Raw genomic sequence first — 21,360 nt, forward strand, 5'->3', positions numbered from 1 at the left:
AAAGGGATCCATCATGAGCAAGCTGCTGGAAATCCGTGGACTGCATGCCCGTATCCCGGGGGGACGGGAGGTGCTGAAGGGCATCGACCTGGATGTCGGCGCCGGTGAGGTGCACGCCATCATGGGTCCCAATGGGGCGGGCAAAAGCACCCTGTCCAGCGTGCTCGCCGGCAAGCCGGGCTATGAGGTGACGGCCGGCACGGTGCTGTACCGGGGCCGTGACCTGCTGTCCCTGCCGGCGGATGAGCGGGCGCGGGAAGGGGTGTTCCTGGCCTTCCAGTACCCGGTGGAGATACCGGGGGTGAACAACATGTATTTCCTGCGCGCCGCCCTGAACGCCGGCCGCCGCCAGCGCGGGGTAGCCGAGCTGGATGCCCAGCAGTTCCTGAAGACGGTGCGGGAACGGCTGAAGCTGCTGGACATCGGTGACGATCTGCTGCGCCGCGCCGTCAATGTCGGTTTTTCGGGCGGGGAGAAGAAGCGCAATGAGATCTTCCAGATGGCCATGCTGGAACCGGCGCTGGCCATCCTGGATGAAACCGACAGCGGCCTGGACATCGACGCCCTGCGGGCCGTGTCGGACGGCGTCAACCGCTTGCGCGACCCCGCCCGCGCCATCGTAATGATCACCCATTACCAGCGCCTGCTGGACTACATCGTGCCTGATCGGGTGCACGTGCTGGCCGACGGCCGCATCGTCGCCTCGGGCGACAAGACCTTCGCCGCCGAACTGGAACGCACCGGCTACGGCCACCTGGGCAACGCGGCCTAATGCCAGCGGCACGAGACTCTGTCTCGTGCCGCTGTAGGACGCGACCGCGTCCGCCGGAAGTTTCCGGGGAACGCAGTGGACTGGAAACTGAGGAAGCCCAAGCCGGCGGATGCCGGCGCCCGGCGACTGAGGGGCGGCATTTGAACGGTCACGTGCAAATGCCGCGCGTATAAGGGGCACACACTATGTTGATGACCGATGACAGCGCGCCCTTCCTGGACGCCTTCCATCAACGCCTGGGGGAGGAAGGGCCGGCCTGGCTGGCCCCCCGGCGCCAGGCGGGGATGGATCGCTTCGCCACCCTGGGCTTCCCCACCCGGCGGCAGGAGGCGTGGCGCTTCACCGACCTGACGCCCCTGACCGATGCCCTGCCGTCATCGGCGCCGTCCACCGTTGCGCCGATTGCCGGTGACCTGGCGTCTTGGCTGCTGGATGGCCCCACCCATCGCGTGGTGCTGGTGGACGGCCGCGTGGCGTCCGCTACCACGGACGGCTTGCCAGCCGGCGCCTGGCTGGGATCGCTGGCCGACGCCTTGCGGACGCGGCCCGACCTGGCGGACGGCATCTTCGACGATGGCGGCGGGGCCTTCGCCGCCCTGAACGCCGCCCTGTTCAGCGACGGCGTGGTCCTGGCGCTGGACCCGGGCGTGGTCCTGGAGCGGCCGGTGGAGATCATCCATCACGCCTCGGTTGATGCCGCGTCCCACGTCCGTCTCCACCTGGCATTGGGGGCGGGCGCCCGGGCGACGGTGGTGGAAACGGCGGCCGGCGGCGGTGCGGGCTGGGGCAACCAGGTCACCACCGTGGCGCTGGCCGCCGGTGCCGTCCTGCGCCATGTCCACATCCAGGCGGAGGGTCCGGCCGCCCGCCACACCGCCCTGGTGCGCGCGGTCCTGGGGGACGGCGCGCGGTACGACGCCTTCGCCCTGATCACCGGCGGCCGCCTGTCGCGCCGCGATGTGGAGGTCACGCTGGCCGGCGACGCCGCCGCCTTCGCCCTGCACGGTGCCTACCTGCTGCGGGACGCGCAGGAGGCGACCCTGGCGGTGCGTGCCGACCATCATGGGCGGGATTGCCGCACGGAACAGGGGGTGAAGGGCGTGCTGGCGGGGGCGTCGCACGGCGTCTTCCTGGGCACGGTGGCGGTGCGCCCCGGCGCCGACGGCACGGACGCCCGCCAGCTCAACCGCAACCTGCTGCTCAGCCCCACCGCCCGCATCGACACCAAGCCCGAACTTGAGATCCTGGCCGACGATGTGAAGTGCAGCCACGGCGCCACTGTCGGCAGCCTGGATGAGGCGTCGCTGTTCTATCTCCAGGCCCGGGGCATCGACCCGGAGACGGCCCGCCGGATGCTGGTGGCGGCGTTCGCGGGCGACGTGGTGGACGCCGCCGGCCTGCCCGGTCCGGTGGCGGATTTGGTCCACCGGCATCTGCAACACTGGCTGCACGGCGAAGGGGGTGAGGCATGACCATCCTGGAAGAAAACCCGGCCCTGGCCTGGCCCATCACCGCACCCGTCCTGGACCCGGCGGCGGTGCGGCGGCAGTTCCCCATCTTCGGGCGCAACCCCGGCCTGGTGTTCCTGGATACCGCCGCCAGCGCGCAGAAGCCGCGCGCCGTGATCGATGGCGTGGCGGAGTTCTACCGCACCGACTACGCCAACGTGCATCGGGGCGTCTATGGCCTCAGCGCCCGCTCCACCGACCGGTTCGAGGCGGCGCGGCGCACCGTCGCCCGCTTCATCAACGCCCAGGCGGGCGAGGTGGTGTTCGTGCGCGGCGCGACGGAGGGCATCAACCTGGTGGCCCAGACCTGGGGGTGGGATTTCCTGCACCCCGGCGACCGGGTGGTGGTGTCGGAGTTGGAGCACCATTCCAACATCGTGCCGTGGCAGATGCTGCGCCAGCGCCTGGGCATCGAGCTGGTGGTGGCGCCCATCGGCCCCGATGGCGGGCTGGACCTGGCGGCGTTCAAGGATCTGCTGACCCCGCGTACCCGGCTGGTGGCCATGACGCACGTGGCCAATGTCACCGGCGGCGTCGTGCCGGTGGCCGAGGTGGTGCGCCTGGCCCACGCGTGCGGCGCCAAGGTGCTGCTGGACGGCTGCCAGGCGGTGCCGCGCCTGCCGGTGGATGTGCGGGCGCTGGATTGCGACTTCTACGTCTTCTCCGGCCACAAATGTTATGGCCCCACCGGCATCGGCGTGCTGTACGCCAAGGCCGCCCTGCTGGACGCCATGCCGCCGTGGCAGGGTGGCGGCGACATGATCCGCACCGTCACCTTCGCGGAGACCACCTACCAGGATGGCCCCCAGCGGTTCGAGGCGGGAACGCCCGACATCTCCGGCGCCATCGGCCTGGCCCTGGCGCTGGAGTTCATGGAAATGCTGGGCCGCGATGCCATCCGCGATCATGAGGCCGCCCTGACCCGCTATGCCGAGGCGATTCTGACCGGCATCGCCGGCGTCCATCTGGTGGGGGCGGGGCCGGAGCGGCTGGGGGCTCTCTCCTTCCTGGTGGATGGCATCCACCCGCACGACCTCGCCACCATCTTCGACCAGCACGACGTCGCCGTGCGCGCCGGCCACCACTGCGCCCAGCCGCTGATGGACCGGCTGGGCCTGGCCGCCACCGCCCGCGCGTCCTTCGGCGTCTACAGCACCGAGGCCGACGTGGACCGCCTGGCTGATGCCATCCGCGCGGCCCAGCGCCTGTTCGGCGTCACCAGCCATTAGGGGCACCCCATGGATTTGCGCGACCTCTACCAGGACATCATCCTGGACCACGGGAGATCCCCCCGGAACTTCCGGGTGCTGGACGACCCCAGCCATTTCGCCCACGGGCACAACCCGCTGTGCGGCGACAAGGTCACCATCTTCCTGCGGCTGGACGGCGACCGCATCGTGGAGGTGAGTTTCGAGGGCAAGGGCTGCGCCATCTCCACCGCCTCGGCCTCGCTGATGACGGAGATCGTGCTGAACAAGACGCTGCCGGAGGCCGAGGCCCTGTTCGGCCATTTCCATAGTGCCGTGACCACCGGCGCCGACACCGGCCTGCCCGATGCCCTGGTGGAGGATGGCGACCGCCTGCGGCCCCTGGCCGGCGTCAAGGCCTACCCAGCGCGGGTGAAGTGCGCCACCCTGGCCTGGCACACGCTGGAGGCGGCGGTGAAGGGCGGCGGCCTGGCCACGCCGATCAAGACCGAATAGGGGCCCCCAGACATGCGCATCATTCGGGAACACCCGCTGCTGGCGGACATGACGCCGGACCGGCCGGCGATTGAGGTCGGCGATCCCGCCCTGGAGGCGGCGGTGTTCGACGCGCTTCGCACCATCCGCGACCCGGAAATCCCGGTCAACCTGGTCGATCTGGGCCTGATCTACCGGGTGCTGGTCCGCCCGGACGGCCTGGTCCACATCGACATGACCCTGACCACGCCGGCCTGTCCCGTCGCCACCACCCTGCCGGGGCAGGTACAGAACCTGGTCTCGCTGGTGCCGGGGGTGACCGTGGTGCTGGTCGACATGGTCTGGGATCCGCCCTGGACCCAGGCCCGCATGACGGAAAGCGCCCGGCTGGAACTCGGCCTGGTTTAGTCAGGCGGGACCGCCCAGGGGCGGTCCCTCCGCGGATGACGGCCCCGGTCAGCCGTTCTGAACCGCGGCCACGGCCTCGCGGATCACGTCGATGATGATCGCGGGCTGGGAAAGCATCGGCACGTGGCTGCTTGCCACCTCGGTGATCGTCGCCCCCATGCGTTTTGAGACCCAGCGCTGGAGGTCGGGGTGCACGGTGTGGTCCTGCGTGGCCAGGACGTACCAGCTTGGCTTCGATTTCCACGCGACGCCGTCGGCGTCGAGCTTCTGTTGCTGGAACAGGTCGAAGACCGGCGCGTAATGGGTGGCCCAGACAAGCTTCTGTTCTTCCGCCGAAAGGTCGCCGGCGAAGAACTCGGTGCCGTTCGGCAGCATCCAGGCGCGTCCATCCGCGACCTCGACGCGGGAGAAGATGTCCGATGGATACCGGTCAAGCTGGTCCTGTACGGTCTCGCCGGCGTCGGGGGCGACTGCGGCGATGTAGACCAGGCCGACCACGCGTTCATCGACGCCCGCCGCCGTGATGGTGGCCCCGCCATAGGAATGCCCCACGAGGATGACCGGGCTGCCGACGCGGTTCAGCGTGCGCTTCACCGCCGCCACATCTTCTTCGAACGAGTCCAGGCCGTATTGGACGGCGATGACCTCATGCCCGTCGGCCTGCAATGCCGGGATCACCTTGCCGAAGCATGAGCCATCGGCCCAGATGCCGTGGCAGAACACGATGGCGGGCTTGGACGATTTGGACATTTCCCTCTCCTTCTTTGGTTGAGAGGCGACGGTAAATCTCCCTTCTGTCGGCGACAAAGACCTTGTACGTTCAAGCTATGCCTTGAAGGTATAGCGAGGGCCCCGATGGAACTCCGGCATCTGCGCTATTTCATTGCCGTGGCGGAGGAGGGCAGCTTGCTGACCGCCGCCCAGCGGCGGCTGAACACCTCCCAGCCGTCGCTGAGCCGGCAGATCCGCGACCTGGAGGCCGAAGTCGGCGTGAAGCTGCTGGAACGGCAGCCGCGCGGCGTGGCGCTTACCGCCGCCGGGCGGGTTTTTCTCGATCACGCACGGTTGGCGCTTTTGCAGGTCCAGGCGGCGACCGACGCCGCCCGGAAGGTGGAGCAGCCGGAAAAGCCCGTGTTCGCCATGGGATTCCTGGCCGGGCAGGAGGTCGTGTGGCTACCCCACGCCCTGCGTATCCTGCGTGAGGAGGCGCCAGGCGTTGAAATTACGCTCAGCAGCCAATCCTCCCCGGACCTGGCCCTGGCGTTGATGCGGGGGAAACTGGACGTGGCCTTCCTTCGTCCCGAGACGCAGACCGTCGGCCTGTCCTTCAAGTTCCTGGCGAAGGAACCCCTGATCGCCGTGCTGCCGGCGGACCATCGCCTGACCTCGCGCAAGAAGATCAGGCCGCAGGATCTCGCCAGCGAAACCTATGTCAGTTCGGCGCGGATTTCCCCGATCTTGAAATCCGTGATCCAGGAGTACGCGGCAACGGTAGGGATCACGCTCAAGGCGCAGTACGAAGGCGACAACCTGCCGTCGGCCATGTCGTTGGTCGTTTCCACGGGCGGGGTGACGCTTATTCCGCTTTATGCGCAAAACATGCTGACGCCGAACGTTGTCGCCCGGGCGCTCGACGGCGTACCCCCGGCAATCGATCTTTGCCTGGGATACAACGCGGCGAATTCCTCCACCGTGCTGCGCCGGCTGTTATCCCGGTCCGATGAATTGGTCGCCAACGTTCGGAATCAAAGCATCATCCGATATGCCGAACCCCTATGACGGGGGTTCCGATGCAGCCACCCGGCAGGGCGTGGCGGGCGCCGCCGATGGCGACGCCTCCGCCGCTCATCCGTGCCAGTGCGACCCGCGGATGACGCTGCAGAAGTTGCCGCGGTGGAAGTGCGGTTCCTTGTCGGCGATGACGTCGGCCTTGACGTTGCCGAAGGTGGTGTCCGGCTTGTGCTTGATACCGTCATAGAAGGCCTGGATGATCTCTTCCTTGAAGGCCGCCGGGCGCGGGAAGGCCTTGACCACCGCCTCGCGGATGTCGTCCGGGTACTGGTCATAGGCCAGGCCCAGCACGTCCATCTCCACCCCAGCGGTGGTCAGCGCCACCACCGGATGCATGAACTCCGGTATGCCGGGTGTGGTGTGCAGGGCGATGGCGGTCCACACGGTGTCCAGGTCCACCGGCGTGATGCCGTGGCTTTTCAGGAAGTCGCGGGCGGCGTTGGCGCCATCCACCTCGAACCGCAGGTGCGCGCTGCTGTGCTGCGGCGTCAGGCCGGCGTCGTGGAACATGGCGGCGGCGTACAGCAGCTCGGCATCAAAGCTCAGCCCACGCCGGGCGCCGGCCAGGGCGCCGAACAGGTAGACCCGGCTGGAATGGTTGAACAGCAGGTCGCTTTCGGTGTCGCGGATGTAGGTGGCGATCTCACGGGCCAGCGTGCTGTCGGGGATGGTGACGCCGCCGATGGACGGTATGGAAATCAGGGTGGTGCTCATGGCGGAAGCCTCCTGGGGGTCCAATGCGCCGGCCCTGTGGAAGCGCCGACCCCCATTTTATCCGCCCGCGATGCCCATCGCCGCAACGCGGCCCCGGGCGGGGATCCTGCCAATCATGCGGTATTTCCTGCCAACGGGGCGATGCCGTGGCCCGGCGCCGGCCGGCTCATCCCCGGGGGCGGCGGCCCGTGGAATGGGGTGTCATACCAGCGGAACAAAACTTTGACTTGTGCTGCTGGAGGCCGGCGACGGCCGGCCCCGCAGTGAGCACCGCAGGGCGGAATGAGGACAGCCAAGCCGGCGGATGCCGGCGCCCGGCGCCTGAGGGGGCCTTTGATCGGTTACGATTAAAGGCCGCGCGTATCACTGAAATTAAACGTCGAAGGCTGGCGGAACCGTGCATCCTCCCCTAAGTTGTGCCGCGCCAACATTGCCGAACGGAGGCCTTGAACATGCATCTGACGTCGCTTGCCTCGGATGTTCCCGTGCTCAACACGGTGGACCAGAAGACCCAGGCCTTCCTGGTGAGCCTGAATGCGCTCATCCCCTGGGTGGTGACCAACGGCGTCAACCTGCTGGCGGCCATCCTGATCCTGCTGGTCGGCATGTGGCTGTCGGGCAAGGTCGCCCGCGTGGTCCACACCGTGCTCAGCCGCACGCCGCATTTCGATGAGATGCTGCGCGGCTTCTTCGCCAGCATGGCGCGCTATGCCGTGCTGACCTTGACTGTGCTGGCTGTGCTGGCGCAGTTCGGCATCCAGACCACCAGCCTGGTGGCGGTCATCGGTGCCGCCGGCCTGGCCATCGGCCTGGCCTTGCAGGGCACCCTGTCCAGCCTGGCGGCCGGCGTCATGCTGCTGATCTTCCGGCCGTTCACGATCGGCGACAAGATTCAGGTGGGCGGGGTCACCGGCACGGTGCAGGACCTGTCGCTGTTCTGGACCGAATTGATCTCCGACGACAAGATCCAGATCATCATCCCCAACAGCGGCGTCTGGGGCCAGGTGCTGCGCAACCTCAGCACCCACCCGACGCCGCCCCACGCTGGCGAACTGCGCTTCCGCATTCCGGAAACCAGCGACCTGGATGGCGTGGCCGAGGCGGTGCGCGGCGTCCTGGCGGCGGACGACCGCGTCCTGTCGCCCACCGTGCTGTTCGACCGCAGCGGCGATACGCGGGCGCTGGACGTGGTGGTGGGTTTCTCCACCGCTGACGATATCGTGCCCGCGGTGAAAAGCGACCTGATCCGCGCCATCCGTGCCACCCGGTTGCCGACCGGCGAACCGGAAAGCCCGCCGGCGTCCTGAGGGGGCTCCCCCGAGTCCCTGGACACATGTCCCGTGATGTTTGGCCGGCGTCCCTTCCAGGGGCGCCGGTTTTGTATTGCCGTGTCCCGTGAGGGACTTTTGCCGCCACTGTTGCCGATGCGCCGCACCCAGGCGGCGCCCCGTCCGTTCTTCCCGCCTTCCGAAAATGTTGCAGCGTGACGGTTAACGGACTGGCCAAAAAGGCTGGGTTTTCGCCATTTGCGCTACCCAGAAAGGGTAGGGTCTGTTCAATCCATTAAGGTTTCTTTAACAAATTGCCAATTGTGATTAAATGTGACGCCGTTGGATTAACGCCAACGGCAAGGCAAAACTGCCGATTTCGCCATCGTGCGCGCCCAGTTAGTTGCGGCCCCACAAGAGACAATTGACAACCACCGCGGTCACGTCCCACTGCGTGGTGTAGGAGCGCCTCCGCCGTGTCAGGCGTGGAGGCCGGCATAGCCGGCTGGAAGGCCTGACACGGCGGGCGGTCATCGCGGTTCTTCGGTAGAGTTTGGTCACCACAACACATCCCCAACCGAGGGTGACCACGATGACCGACCCGATGATGGCGCTGCGCGTGATGCTTGAAAAGGGCGCAGACGCCGATGTCCTGAGACAGATGATCGGCTTTGCCGCCGAGCGACTGATGGAACTGGAGGTTCAGGAGTTGACCGGTGCCGGCCACGGCGAACGGTCGGCCGACCGCCTGGTTCAGCGCAATGGCTACCGTGACCGCGATTGGCATACCCGCGCCGGCACGGTGGAACTGCACATCCCCAAGCTGCGCAAGGGCAGCTACTTCCCAGGCTTCCTGGAGCCCCGCCGCATGGCGGAGAAAGCGCTGACCGCCGTGATCCAGGAGGCCTACATCCAGGGCGTCTCCACCCGCGCGGTGGACGACCTGGTCCAGGCCATGGGCATGACCGGCATCTCCAAGAGCCAGGTCAGCCGGCTGTGCGAGGAGATCGACGGCCGGGTTAAGACCTTCCTGGAACGGCCGCTGGAAGGCGACTGGCCCTACCTGTGGATCGACGCCACCTATGTGAAGGTCCGCCAGAACGGCCGCATCGTCTCCGTGGCCGTCACCATCGCCGTGGCGGTCAATACCAACGGTCGGCGAGAGATCCTGGGCATGGACATCGGCACCTCGGAAGCCGAGACCTTCTGGGTAGAGTTCCTGCGCAAGCTCAAACGCCGCGGCCTGGGTGGCGTCAAGCTGGTCGTCTCCGATGCCCACGAGGGCATCAAGGCCGCTGTCGCCCGCGTATTCCGTGCCACCTGGCAGCGTTGCCGTGTCCACTTTATGCGCAACGCCTTGGCCCACGCCGGCAAGCAAGGCCGCCGTGTGGTGGCTGCCTTCATCGGCACCGCCTTTGCCCAGGATGACGCCACCGCCGCCCGGACCCAGTGGCGCCAGGTCGCCGATCAACTCCGACCCAAGGTCGGCAAGCTCGCCGCCCTGATGGACGAGGCCGAGGAGGACGTCCTGGCCTTCATGTCCTTCCCCGCCGCCCACAGGGCAAAGCTGCACAGCACCAACCCCATCGAACGCCTCAACGGCGAGATCAAGCGCCGTACCGAGGTCGTCGGTATCTTCCCGAACGAGGACGCCATCACCCGCCTGGTGGGTGCCGTCCTCATGGAGATCAACGATGAATGGGCAGTTCAGCGCGGTCGCTACATGACCCTGGAAACCATCGCCGCCGTCGGCGATGATCCAACCATCATGCTGCCCACTGTCGCCGCATGATCGTCCCGGCCAAACGCGCCGGAGACCAAAATGACCGGGCGCTTCTTACACCACGACCTGGGACACGATCACCACCGCCCCTCTACTTCAGAACGACCAGTGCTTACCTATGCGGGTAGGAAACTGGAGCCTGGGGCGGGGAGCCTTGGAATCTGACGCGGTGGAACAGGTCGGACTGACGTGAAGCGGATTGGGGCGCGGGGGTGGTCTACCCCGGCGCGGTACCCCAAGGCCGCCTTTCGGCATATCGACGCCGCCGCGCCACAACGGATGGTTGGAGAGAGGCGTTATGCTCAAGCAGGCGGATGTTCGCGGTTACGGCATCAACAAGAAGACGAAAGCCGCGTTCCTGCTGGGGTCCTCCGCCCTCGCCATTGGCACAAGCTTGGCACTGCCGCAAGCTGCCCATGGCAATACGATCTTCTCTGCCAGCACCAGTAGCCCGGTGAACATCAACACCGCCCAGGGCACCGTGGTCGTCAACAGCGGTGTGACGCTCTCGGGCGTCTATACGGCGATGTCCATCACGGCCGCCATCGGCACGTTGACCAACAACGGTTACGTGGGTGGCAGCTACTCCGGCATCAACAACCAGCAGACCAGCATTGGCACGCTGGCCAATACCGGTATCATCCGGGGCACGGAACTTGGCATATCCAACAACAATGCCACGATCACCAATCTGGTTAATTCCGGCACCATCCTTGGCGCTACCATTGGAAGCACCATCCCCAGCGGCGTCGGCGTCTACAATGATGGCGTCATCGGTACCCTGACCAACGCGAACACCGGCCTGATACAGGGCTGGCAATACGCCATCCAAAATCTTAATGGCACCGGCACCGGCGCCATTTCGGGTTCCATCGGCCTGATCTCCAACAGTGGCACGATCGCTGGCAACATCCAGAACGACAACACCACCGACCTGACCATCGCGGGCGGCAGCGGAACCACCATCGGCACGCTGACCGGCTATACCATCGGCAACCTGGGCGTCATCAGCAATACCGGCGGCAATGTCGTGCTGTCGACCGGCAACATCCTGCTGAACGACAACGTCACCGTCACGGGCCACACGCTCAGCAACACGGGCGCCGCCGTCACCCTCACCACGCTGGTGAGCGTCACCGGTAACTACAACCAGTCGGCCGGCACCTTGGTGGTGCAGAACGGCGGCAAGCTGGCCGTGTCGGGCTCGGCCACCGTGGGCGGCACCGTCGTCGCCACCTTGAACGCCACGAGCAACTACCTGGCCACCGGCGGGTCCGTCACTACCCTGGTCGCCGGCGGCACCGGCTCGAACTACAGTTCCGTGGTGGTGAACACCATCGGCCTGTCGCCCACGGTGGTCTCGGCCAGTGGCGCCATCAGCGGCATCAACCTGATCCTGTCCGTCGCCAACGATTATATCGGCGGCACCCTGGCCTCCATCGGCAACACCGGCGTCTTGGCGCCCACCGGCTCCATCTCCGCCGTCTACGTGGCCGGCACCGGCCGCCTGGGCACCCTGGTCAACGCCGCGACCGGCACCATTTCCGGCTTCTACGCCGTGCGGGTCAGCATCGGCGGCTCCATCGGCGGCATCACCAACAGCGGCCTGATCAGCGGCAACAGCGGCGGCGCCGGCGGCATCTTCGCCACCCTCGGCGCCAGCATCGGCACCATCACCAACAACGCCACCGGCACCATCATGTCGGCCGCGCTGGCCGCCCTTAACGATCCCGGCGGTGTCATCGGCACCATCACCAATGCCGGCCTGGTGACCCACACCAGCACCGGCATCGACATTTTTGTCGCCGGCACCATCAGCCAGGTCAACAACAGCGGCACGATCCGCAACCAGTCCACCACCTATGGCGCCGTCTATGTCGGCGGCACCACCACGCTGACCTCCGGCACCCTGACCACGCTCAGCAACAGCGGCCTGATCCAGAACGCCAGCGCGTCCGGCACCGGCACCGTCGCCGCCATTCTCGTCGATGGCTACACGTCGGGCGGCACCACGCTGTACAGCACCCTCGGCACGCTGCTGAACAACGCCACCGGTATCATCAGCGCCCGCACCGCCATCCGCATCAGCAGCCTCGGCACCATCGGCACGCTGGTCAACAGCGGCACCATCATGGGCAGCATCACCAACCTGGCGGCCCGCGACCTCAGCATCACCGGCGGTTCCGGCACGACAGTCGGCACCTTCACCGGCCTCACCGGCACCGTGGGCACCATCAACAACACCCTCAGCAACCTGGTGTTCGGCGATGGCACGGTCCGCAGCAACATCCTGCTGAACGACGCCATCGTCGCCACCGGCCGGACGGTCCTCAACAACAGCGCCAACCTCAGCTTCGGCAGCCAGAGTGTCGCCACCATCGCCGGCACCTTCGTCCAGGGCAGCCTGGGCACGCTGTCGCTGGGCACCACCCAACTGTCGATCAGCGGGGCGGCCAGCATCGCCGGCACGGTGCTGGGCGCCTTCGACACCAGCGTCAACCACACCCCGGGTGAGGGCATCACCCTGGTCACCGCCGATGGCGGCCTGTCCCTCAGCAACGGTACCCTGACCGGCGTGGTCCGGGCATCCGGCACCGGCATCAACGCCGGCGCCAGCATCAGCGGCAACAGCCTGCTGGCCCAGGTGCAGAACTATTACATCGCCACCACCTACGGCACGGTCACCAACACCGGCAACCTGACTTCGACCTCGGCGGTGTACGTGGCCTCAGGCGCCAGCCTGGGGGCGGTGTCCAACAGCGGCACCATCCAGGGCAACATCGTCAACCTCAGCGCCAACGACCTGACCCTGCTGGGCGGCAGCGCCGGCACCTACGGCACCTATACCGGCCTCAGCGGCACGGCCACGGGCAGCATCCAGAATTCGCTGTCCAACGTGACCCTGGCGGGCAACGTGCTGTTGAACGATGGCGTCAACGTGGGCGGCACCACGCACGCGGTGGTGGCCGATGGGGCCTCGGTCCTGCTCAACGCCGCCATCAACGTCACCGGCAACTACAGCCAGACCGGCGGCACCCTGCTGGAGGCCGGCGGCGGCGGCGAACTGATCGTCAGCGGCGCCGCCGTGCTCAGCGGCGTCAGCTATTCCGTGGTTGGCGCCACCTCCGCCTATCATTACCTGATCGGCCCGGCCGGCCTGACGCCCATCGTCGCCGGCGGTGCGGGGTCCAGCTACACCAGCATCACCTACAGCAGCGGCATCGCCGGCCTGACCCTGGGCGGCTACACCCAGGGCAACAGCCTGTGGGGCACCGTCCTCAACGACTATGTCGGCGACAGCCTGGCCTCCATCGCCGTCGCCAATGGCACCACGCTCAGCTCCCCCAGCGTGCAGACGCTGATCTACATCTCCAGTGCCGGCACCCTGGGCACCCTGTCCAACAGCGGCGTCATCCAGGGCAACATCGTCAATAACGGCAGCGCCGCCCTGAACCTGGTGGGTGGCGCCAGCGGCACGGTGGGGACCTTCACCGGTGCCGGCGGGACGCTGGGCACCATCACCAACACGTTGAGCAACGTGGTGGTGGCCAACGGCAATGTCCGTATCGCCGACCAGGTCAACGTGGGCAGCGGCCTGCTGTACGTCACCAACGGCACGCTCAGCGTGGCGCCGGGGGTCACGGTCAGCGGCAACTACCGGCAAGACAACCCCAACGGCACCCTGTCGCTGGGCGTGGGTGAGAAGCTGATCGTCACCGGTTCCGCCACCATCAGCGACGGCTACATCCAGGTCGGCAGCTTTGATGGCCTGACCAACCATGTGGCGGGCGAGACCACCACCCTGGTGCAGGCGGGTGCGGCGTCATTCTACACCCTGACCAGCGCCGTCCAGGGCGTGCCGGTGGTTTATTCCACCGTGGATGGCTTGGGCGTCGCCGGCACCCAGGTGGGCAACAACCTGCTGGCCTCGATCCAGAACGACTATTTCGGGACCAGCACGGCGTCCTTCACCCAGGCCGGCACCATCGTGCTGGGCACCTACAACGCGACCCAATACGTGCCCAACGCCGCCCTGTTCGTGGCCGGCACCGCCAGCATCGGCACCCTGACCAACATCGGCGTGCTGGATGCCGAGGCCAGTGACGGCTACGGCATCTTCCTGGCGTCGTCCGGCACGCTGGTGGCCAGCATCGGCACGCTGGTCAACTCCGGCACCATCGCCGGCCGGGTGGGTATCGGCAACTTCTCCGGCGTCATCGGCACCATCGACAACAGCGGCCTGATCCAGGACAGCCTGCCCAACTCGGGCATCTACAACGGCAACACCATCACCCTGGTGAACAACCAGGCGTCCGGCACCATCGCCGGCGGCTACGGCATCTACAACAGCGGCCTGCTGTCCACCATCGCCAACGCCGGGCTGATCACCGGCACCGCCTCCAATGGCAGCAGCGGTGCTGCCGGCGTCGTCAACTACGCCACCATCGGCACGCTGACCAACAGCGGCACCATCGCCGCCTCGGGCACCATCAGCGCCTATACCTACAACGTCATCGCCGGTGTGCAGAACGGCGGCACCATCACCACCCTGTCCAACAGCGGCGTGATCACCGCCACCGGCACTATCAGCGATCCCACTGGCACCATGAGCAACGGCCATCATTTGGTGGCCGGTATCGCGAACTCCGGCACGCTGGGCACCTTGGTCAACGCCGCCGGCGGCACCATCGCCGCCTCGGGCACCATCAGCGCCCATACCTACAACGTCATCGCCGGCGTGCAGAACCAGGGCAGCATCACCACCCTGTCCAACAGCGGCGTGATCGCCGTCAACGGCATCATCACCAACTCCATCGGCACCGGCTACAACGCGGTGGCCGCCATCGCCAACGTCGGCGGCACGATTGATGCGCTGACCAACAGCGGCAGCATCAGCGGCACGCTGGCTGGCGGCGTCATGGTGCTGAATTCCCGCGCCTACCATGTCGCCCTCTTCAACAGCGGCACCATCGGCACGCTGACCAACAACACCGGCGCTGTGATCCGTGACGATTACACCGGCATCGCGAACTATGCCGGCGGCACCATCGCCGGCCTGACCAACGATGGCACCATCACCGGCGACGCCCGCAGCGGCATCCATAACGAAGGGTTCATCGCCACCCTGACCAACAACGGCCTGATCAGTAGCGGCAGCACCGGCATCTGGTCCGGTTCCGTCGCCACCATCGGCACGCTGGTCAACAACGGCGTCATCCACGGTGATAACCTGGGTTACGTCAACCGCCCGCTCGGTGTCCTCGGCACGCTGGTCAACGCCGCTGGCGCGACGCTGTCGGGCGCGTCCACCGCCATCAACAACGCCGGTTCCATCGGCCTGATCAGCAACAGCGGCACCATCGTCGGTAACGGCTCCACCGGCTTGGTGAACCTCGCCAGCGGCACCATTGGCACCGTCCTGAACGCGGTGGGCGGTGTCATCGGCGGCGGATCGACGGGCATCTTCAACGCCGGCACCATCGGCACCCTGGTCAACAGCGGCTTGATCAACGCCGCTCGGGCCCTGTCCAATAGCGGCGCGCTGCTGGGCGGTATCGCCAACAGCGGCACCATCGCCGGCAACATCACCAACGCGGCGGCCAGCGCCTTGACCATCAGCGGCGGCACCGGCGCCACGGTGGGCACGCTGACCGGCGTGAGCACCGGCCTGGGCAGCGCCGACCAGGGCCTGATCAGCATCACCTCCGCCGGCCTGGTGTTCAGCAGCGGCAACCTTTTGCTGAACGACAACATCACCGCCACCGGCCAGACGGTGACCAACGCCGGCGCCTCGCTGCGCCTGGCCAACAGCGTCACGGTGACGGGCGCCTATGCGCAAGGCTCCATCGGCACGCTGGTCCTGGCCAGCGGTGCCGTGCTGTCGGTCACCAGTGCGGCCAACATCACGGTGGGCACCGTCACCTCCGCCGGGTTCAACGCCACCGGCAACTATGTGGCGGGCGGCAGCAACGTCACCCTGGTGGTGGGTGGCACGGGCTCCAGCTACGACGCCAGTGTGGTGGCGGGCGGCGGCATCACCGGCCTGGGCCTGACGGGCAGTGTCGCCGGCAACAACCTGCTGGCGGTGGTCGGCAACGACTATGTCGGCGGCAGCCAGGCGACCCTCAGCAACACCGGTTCGCTGACCTACAACAGCGCCAGCACCGGTGCGGTCTATGTCGCCAGCACCGGCACGCTGGGCACGCTGGCCAACAGCGGCACCATCGCGGGTTCCATCGCGGTGCAGGTGGCCTCGGGCGGCACCCTGGGCGTCCTGTCCGACACCGGTCTGATCCAGGGCGGTATCGTCAACCTGGCGTCGCGCGTCCTGACCATCAGCGGCGGCAGCGGCACCACGGTGGGCACCCTGACCGGCCTGTCGGGCCTGGGCACCATCACCAGCACGCTGGCCAACGTCCTGCTGGCGTCGGGCAACCTGCTGCTGAACGACCAGGTCAATGTCGGCACCGGTACCCTGGTGAACGCCGCCTCGGCGACGGTGACGGGCAACGTCTCGGTGACGGGCAACTTCAGCCAGTCGACCGGCACGCTGGTCATCCGCAATGGCGGGGGTGAACTGTTCGTCAGCGGTGCCGCCACCATGAGCGGCGGCACGGTGCTGGCCACCAACGTGCCCGGCACCATGAACGCGACGGCGGGCCAGGTCAGCACGGCGCTGGTGGCGGCGGGTGCGGCGTCGAGCTACACCAACCTGACCTATGGGGTGGATGTCACCGGGTTGGAGGTGACGGGCACGAACATCGCCAACACCCTGTACCTGCAGGCCCTGAACGACTATGTCGGCGGCACCGTGGGCACGCTGAGCAACACCGGCACCATCAGTGCCAACAACGCCGTCTACGTGGCGGCCACGGGCACGCTGGGCACGCTGTTCAACAGCGGCACGCTGCTGGGCGCCAGTGCCGCGCTGAGCAACCTGGGCAGCCTCACCACCATCCTGAACGGCACCCTGGGCACGGCGGTGAGCCCCGGCCTGATGGCGGGTGCGGTGGGTATCGCCAACGCCGGCTACCTCGGCACGCTGACCAACTACGCCACCATCCTGGGCACGACCGGGGCGGCGGTCGACAACCAGGGCACGCTCTTCGGCCTGGGCAACGCCGGCACCATGACCGGTGTCACCAGCGGGCCTGTCCAATGCCGGCAGCATGACCATCGTCCAGAACGCGGGCCTGGTCTCCGGTTCCATCGGTGTCAACAACACCGGCACGATCAGTGCGCTGGGCAACATCGGCTTCGGCACGCTGCTGGGCAGCATCGTCGGGTCGGCGACGGGCATCCGCAACAGCGGCAGCGGCGTGATCGGCACGCTGGCGAACGCGGGCCTGATCAGCGGCGTCACGGCCATCTACAACGCGGCCACGGCCACGCTGGGCACCATCGCCAACAGCGGCACCATTGCCGGCAACATCACCAACCTGTCGTCGGCCGACCTGGTGCTGGTCGGCAGCGGCGGCACACTGACCGGTGGCACCATCAGCAACACCTCTTCCAACGTGGTGTTCGCGGGTGGCAGCCAGCTCCTGGCGGACCAGCTCAATGTCGGCAGCCACACGGTGGTCAACAGCGGCGCCAGCCTGGGGCTGGGCGGCACCGTGACGGTGACGGGCAGCTACAGCCAGGTCTCGGGCACGCTGTCGGTCACCCCCGGCACCAGCCAGCTGGTGGTGACGGGGGCGGCCAGCATCACTGGCGGCACGGTGCTGGCCAGCCTGTCGGCCACGGCCAACTACCTGGTGGGCAGCGCCTACACCCTGGTGCAGGGCGGGGCGGGGTCCAGCTACACCGGCGCCACGGCGACGGTCTCGGGCGTGGCGGGCTTGAGTGCCGCGGCCAGCATCAGCGGCAACACCTTCCTGCTGTCGGTCAGCAACGACTATGTCGGCGGCAGCATCGGCACGCTGTCCAACACCGGCACCCTGAGTGCTGCCACGGCGGTCTACATCGCCTCGACCGGCACCCTGGGAACGCTGGTGAACACCGGCCTGATCCAGGGCAACATCGTCAACTTCAGCGCCACCGGCTTGACCATCGCGGGCGGCACGGGCGCCACGGTGGGCACGCTGACGGGCCCGTCGGGCCAGGGCACCATCACCAGCACGCTCGCCAACGTGGTGCTGGCGTCCGGCAACCTGGTGCTGAACGACGCCATCAATGTCGGCACCGGCACCCTGGTCAACGGCGGCGCCAACGTCCTGCTGACCAGCATCGTCTCGGTCACCGGCGGCTACAGCCAGTCGGCCGGCACCTTGGGCCTTGGCGCCAGCCAGCTGGTGGTCAGCGGTGCCGCCAGCATCACCGGCGGCACGGTGACGGCCAGCCTGTCCAGCACCGCCAACTACCTGGCGGGTGTGGCCAGTTCCACCACCCTGGTGGCGGGCGGCGCCGGTTCCAGCTACAGCGGTGCTGCGGTCGCGGTCGGCAACGTGGCCGGCCTGGCGGTGGGCGGCACCACCAGCGGCACCAACCTGGTGGTCCTGGGCCTGAACGACTATGTCGGCGGCAGCCTGGCCAGCATCGCCAACACCGGCAGCATCAGCGCCGACTACGCGGTCTATGTGGCGGCCACGGGCACGCTGGGCACGCTGTTCAACAGCGGCACGCTGCTGGGCGCCAGTGCCGCGCTGAGCAACCTGGGCAGCATCACCAGCATCCTGAACGGGACGCTGGGCACGGCGGTGAGCCCCGGCCTGATGGCGGGTGCGGTGGGCATCGCCAATGCGGGCTACCTCGGCACGCTGACCAACTACGCCACCATCCTGGGCACGACGGGGGCGGCGGTCGACAACCAGGGCACGCTCTTCGGCCTGGGCAACGCCGGCACCATGACGGGCGTGACGGCGGGCCTGAACAATGCCGGCAGCATGACCATCGTCCAGAACGCGGGCCTGGTCTCCGGCTCCATCGGTGTCAACAACACCGGCACGATCAGTGCGCTGGGCAACATCGGCTTCGGCACGCTGCTGGGCAGCATCGTCGGGTCGGCGACGGGCATCCGCAACAGCGGCAGCGGCGTGATCGGCACGCTGGCGAACGCGGGCCTGATCAGCGGCGTCACGGCCATCTACAACGCGGCCACGGCCACGCTGGGCACCATCGCCAACAGCGGCACCATCGCCGGCAACATCACCAACCTGTCGTCGGCCGACCTGGTGGTGGCCGGCAGCGGCGGCACACTGACCGGTGGCACCATCAGCAACACCTCTTCCAACGTGGTGTTCGCGGGCGGCAGCCAGCTCCTGGCCGACCAGGTCAACGTGGGCAGCCACACGGTGGTCAACAGCGGGGCCAGCCTGGTGCTGGGCGGCACCGTGACGGTGACGGGCAACTACAGCCAGGTCTCGGGCACGCTGTCGGTCAACCCCGGCGTCAGCCGGCTGGTGGTGACGGGGGCGGCCAGCATCACTGGCGGCACGGTGCTGGCCAGCCTGTCGGCCACGGGCGTGTACCTGGTGGGCAGCGCCTACACCCTGGTGCAGGGTGGGGCGGGGTCCAGCTACACCGGCGCCACGGCGGCGGTTGCGGGCGTGGCCGGCCTGGGTGCGGCGGGCAGCATCAGCGGCAACACCTTCCTGCTGTCGGTCAACAACGACTATGTCGGCGGCAGCATCGGCACGCTGTCCAACACCGGCACCCTGAGTGCGGCCACGGCGGTGTACATCGCCTCGACCGGCACCCTGGGTGTGCTGGCCAACAGCGGCCTGATCCAGGGCAACATCACCAACAACAGCGCCAACGCGCTGACCATCACCGGCGGCACGGGCACCACGGTGGGCACGCTGACCGGTCCGTCGGGCCAGGGCACCATCACCAGCACGCTCGCCAGCGTGGTGCTGGCCAGCGGCGCCCTGTTGCTCAACGACGCGGTCAACGTCGGCACCGGCACGCTGGCCAACAGCGGCGCCAGCGTCCTGCTGGCCAGCATCGTCAACGTGACGGGCGGCTACAGCCAGTCGGCGGGCACGCTGACGGTCAACGCGATCAGCGGCGGGCTGGTGGCCAGCAATGCCGCCAGCGTCACGGGCGGCACCATCGCGCTGACGGGCAGCCTCCAGCACCACCACCTTCCTGGCGGGGCAGACGGGGCCGGTCCAGTGCCACCCTGATCGGGCGGGCGGGGACCGGGGTCCAGCTACAGCCGGCTACACCGTCAACAGCGGCGTGACGGGGCTGGAGGCCACGGGCACCACCGTGGGCAACAGCCTCTATCTCTACGGTGTCAACGACTACGTCGGCGGCACGCTGGGCAGCATCGCCAACAGCGGCACGCTGAGCGCCAACAACGCGCGTCTATGTGGCGGCCACCGGCACGCTGGGCACGCTGTCCAACAGCGGCACGGTGCTGGGTTCCAGCGCGGCGGTGAGCAACCTGGGTAGCATCACCAGCATCCTGAACGGGACGCTGGGCACGGTGGTGAGCCCCGGCCTGATGGCGGGTGCGGTGGGCATCGCCAATGCGGGCTACCTCGGCACGCTGACCAGCTACGGCACCATCCTGGGCACGACCGGGGCGGCGGTCGACAACCAGGGCACGCTCTTCGGCCTGGGCAATGCCGGGACCATGACGGGTGTGACGGCGGGCCTGAACAACGCCGGCAGCATGACCATCGTGCAGAACGCGGGCCTGGTCTCCGGTTCCATCGGTGTCAACAACACCGGCTCGATCAGTGCGCTGGGCAACATCGGCTTCGGCACGCTGCTGGGGACCATCACCGGTTCCGCCATCGGCATCAGCAACAGCGGCAGCGGCGTGATCGGCACGCTGGCGAACCAGGGCCTGATCAGCGGCGTCACGGCCATCTACAACGCGGCCACGGCCACGCTGGGCACGATCGCCAACAGCGGCACCATCGCTGGCAACATCACCAACCTGTCGTCGGGCGACCTGGTGGTGGCCGGCAGCGGCGGCAATCTCACGGGCGGCACCATCAGCAACACGGCCAGCAACGTGGTGTTCGCGGGCGGGGCCCAGGTGGTGGGCGACGCGATCAGCGTGGGCAGCCACACGGTGGTGAACAGCGGGGCCAGCCTGGTGCTGGCCGGCACGCTGAGCATCACGGGCAACTACAGCCAGGCCAGCGGCACGCTGGTGCTGGGCACGTACGCGGCGGTGGTCAGCGGTGTTGCCAGCATCAGCGGCGGCACGGTCAGCACCAGCGTGGACCCGACGCTGAACTACATCGTGGGCAGCAGCACGGGCGTGGTGCTGGTGCAGGGCGGTGCGGGGTCCAGCTACAGCGGGGTCAGCGTCACCTCCACCGTCACCGGCCTGACCCTGGGCAGCGGAGTGGCCACCGTGGGGTCCAACGTGGACCTGGTGCTGGCGGCCAGCAACGACTACATCGGCGGCACGCTGGGGACCCTGAACAACAGCGGCACCATCGCCGGCGTGCTGACGGCGGCCTACATCGCC

At 67.7% G+C, this 21,360-nt stretch carries 13 protein-coding genes; 11 read left to right on the forward strand and 2 right to left on the reverse strand.

The window, feature by feature from the left end:
* Positions 1-22 precede the first annotated feature (22 nt).
* The 5 genes from sufC (at position 23) to PW843_11825 (ending at position 4,370) form a co-directional block, all read left to right on the forward strand.
* Positions 23-772 (forward strand): Fe-S cluster assembly ATPase SufC, encoded by a 750-nt coding sequence (gene sufC / locus PW843_11805; GenBank protein ID MDE1147285.1) that lies wholly within the window; start codon positions 23-25, stop codon positions 770-772.
* Positions 773-957: 185 nt separating this feature from the next.
* Positions 958-2,244 (forward strand): Fe-S cluster assembly protein SufD, encoded by a 1,287-nt coding sequence (gene sufD / locus PW843_11810; protein ID MDE1147286.1) that lies wholly within the window; start codon positions 958-960, stop codon positions 2,242-2,244.
* Entirely contained in the window at positions 2,241-3,509 is a 1,269-nt protein-coding gene (locus PW843_11815; protein ID MDE1147287.1) for a cysteine desulfurase, read from the forward strand. The genes sufD and PW843_11815 overlap by 4 nt, the downstream gene beginning before the upstream one ends.
* 9 nt (positions 3,510-3,518) lie before the next feature.
* Entirely contained in the window at positions 3,519-3,983 is a 465-nt protein-coding gene (locus PW843_11820) for an SUF system NifU family Fe-S cluster assembly protein (GenBank protein ID MDE1147288.1), read from the forward strand.
* A 12-nt stretch (positions 3,984-3,995) separates the two neighbouring features.
* Entirely contained in the window at positions 3,996-4,370 is a 375-nt protein-coding gene (locus PW843_11825) for an iron-sulfur cluster assembly protein (protein ID MDE1147289.1), read from the forward strand.
* 48 nt (positions 4,371-4,418) lie between these two features.
* Here PW843_11825 and PW843_11830 read toward each other — a convergent pair whose 3' ends face one another.
* Positions 4,419-5,120 carry an alpha/beta hydrolase gene (locus PW843_11830; protein MDE1147290.1) on the reverse strand — a complete coding sequence of 234 codons (702 nt, stop codon included), beginning with the start codon at positions 5,118-5,120 and terminating at the stop codon, positions 4,419-4,421.
* 105 nt (positions 5,121-5,225) lie between these two features.
* Between PW843_11830 and PW843_11835 the strand changes: the two genes are divergently transcribed.
* Positions 5,226-6,149 carry a LysR substrate-binding domain-containing protein gene (locus tag PW843_11835; GenBank protein ID MDE1147291.1) on the forward strand — a complete coding sequence of 308 codons (924 nt, stop codon included), beginning with the start codon at positions 5,226-5,228 and terminating at the stop codon, positions 6,147-6,149.
* A 66-nt stretch (positions 6,150-6,215) separates the two neighbouring features.
* Here PW843_11835 and PW843_11840 read toward each other — a convergent pair whose 3' ends face one another.
* A complete protein-coding gene (locus tag PW843_11840) occupies positions 6,216-6,875 on the reverse strand; it encodes an HD domain-containing protein (GenBank protein MDE1147292.1) in 660 nt (219 codons plus the stop codon).
* 452 nt (positions 6,876-7,327) lie between these two features.
* Between PW843_11840 and PW843_11845 the strand changes: the two genes are divergently transcribed.
* The 5 genes from PW843_11845 to PW843_11865 form a co-directional block, all read left to right on the forward strand.
* Positions 7,328-8,182: a mechanosensitive ion channel gene (locus tag PW843_11845; protein ID MDE1147293.1), complete on the forward strand. Its 855-nt coding sequence runs from the start codon at positions 7,328-7,330 to the stop codon at positions 8,180-8,182.
* Between the two features lie 553 nt (positions 8,183-8,735).
* Positions 8,736-9,935, forward strand: a complete 1,200-nt coding sequence (locus PW843_11850; GenBank protein ID MDE1147294.1) for an IS256 family transposase — start codon at positions 8,736-8,738, stop codon at positions 9,933-9,935.
* 289 nt (positions 9,936-10,224) lie between these two features.
* Positions 10,225-20,112: a hypothetical protein gene (locus PW843_11855; protein ID MDE1147295.1), complete on the forward strand. Its 9,888-nt coding sequence runs from the start codon at positions 10,225-10,227 to the stop codon at positions 20,110-20,112.
* Entirely contained in the window at positions 20,109-20,324 is a 216-nt protein-coding gene (locus PW843_11860) for a hypothetical protein (GenBank protein MDE1147296.1), read from the forward strand. Before PW843_11855 ends, PW843_11860 begins: the two co-directional genes overlap by 4 nt.
* Positions 20,242-21,360 (forward strand): hypothetical protein (locus tag PW843_11865; GenBank protein MDE1147297.1); only part of this gene is annotated, 1,119 nt, incomplete at its 3' end. The genes PW843_11860 and PW843_11865, both read left to right, overlap by 83 nt.

The organism is Azospirillaceae bacterium (genome assembly GCA_028283825.1).
Lineage (GTDB): Bacteria > Pseudomonadota > Alphaproteobacteria > Azospirillales > Azospirillaceae > Nitrospirillum.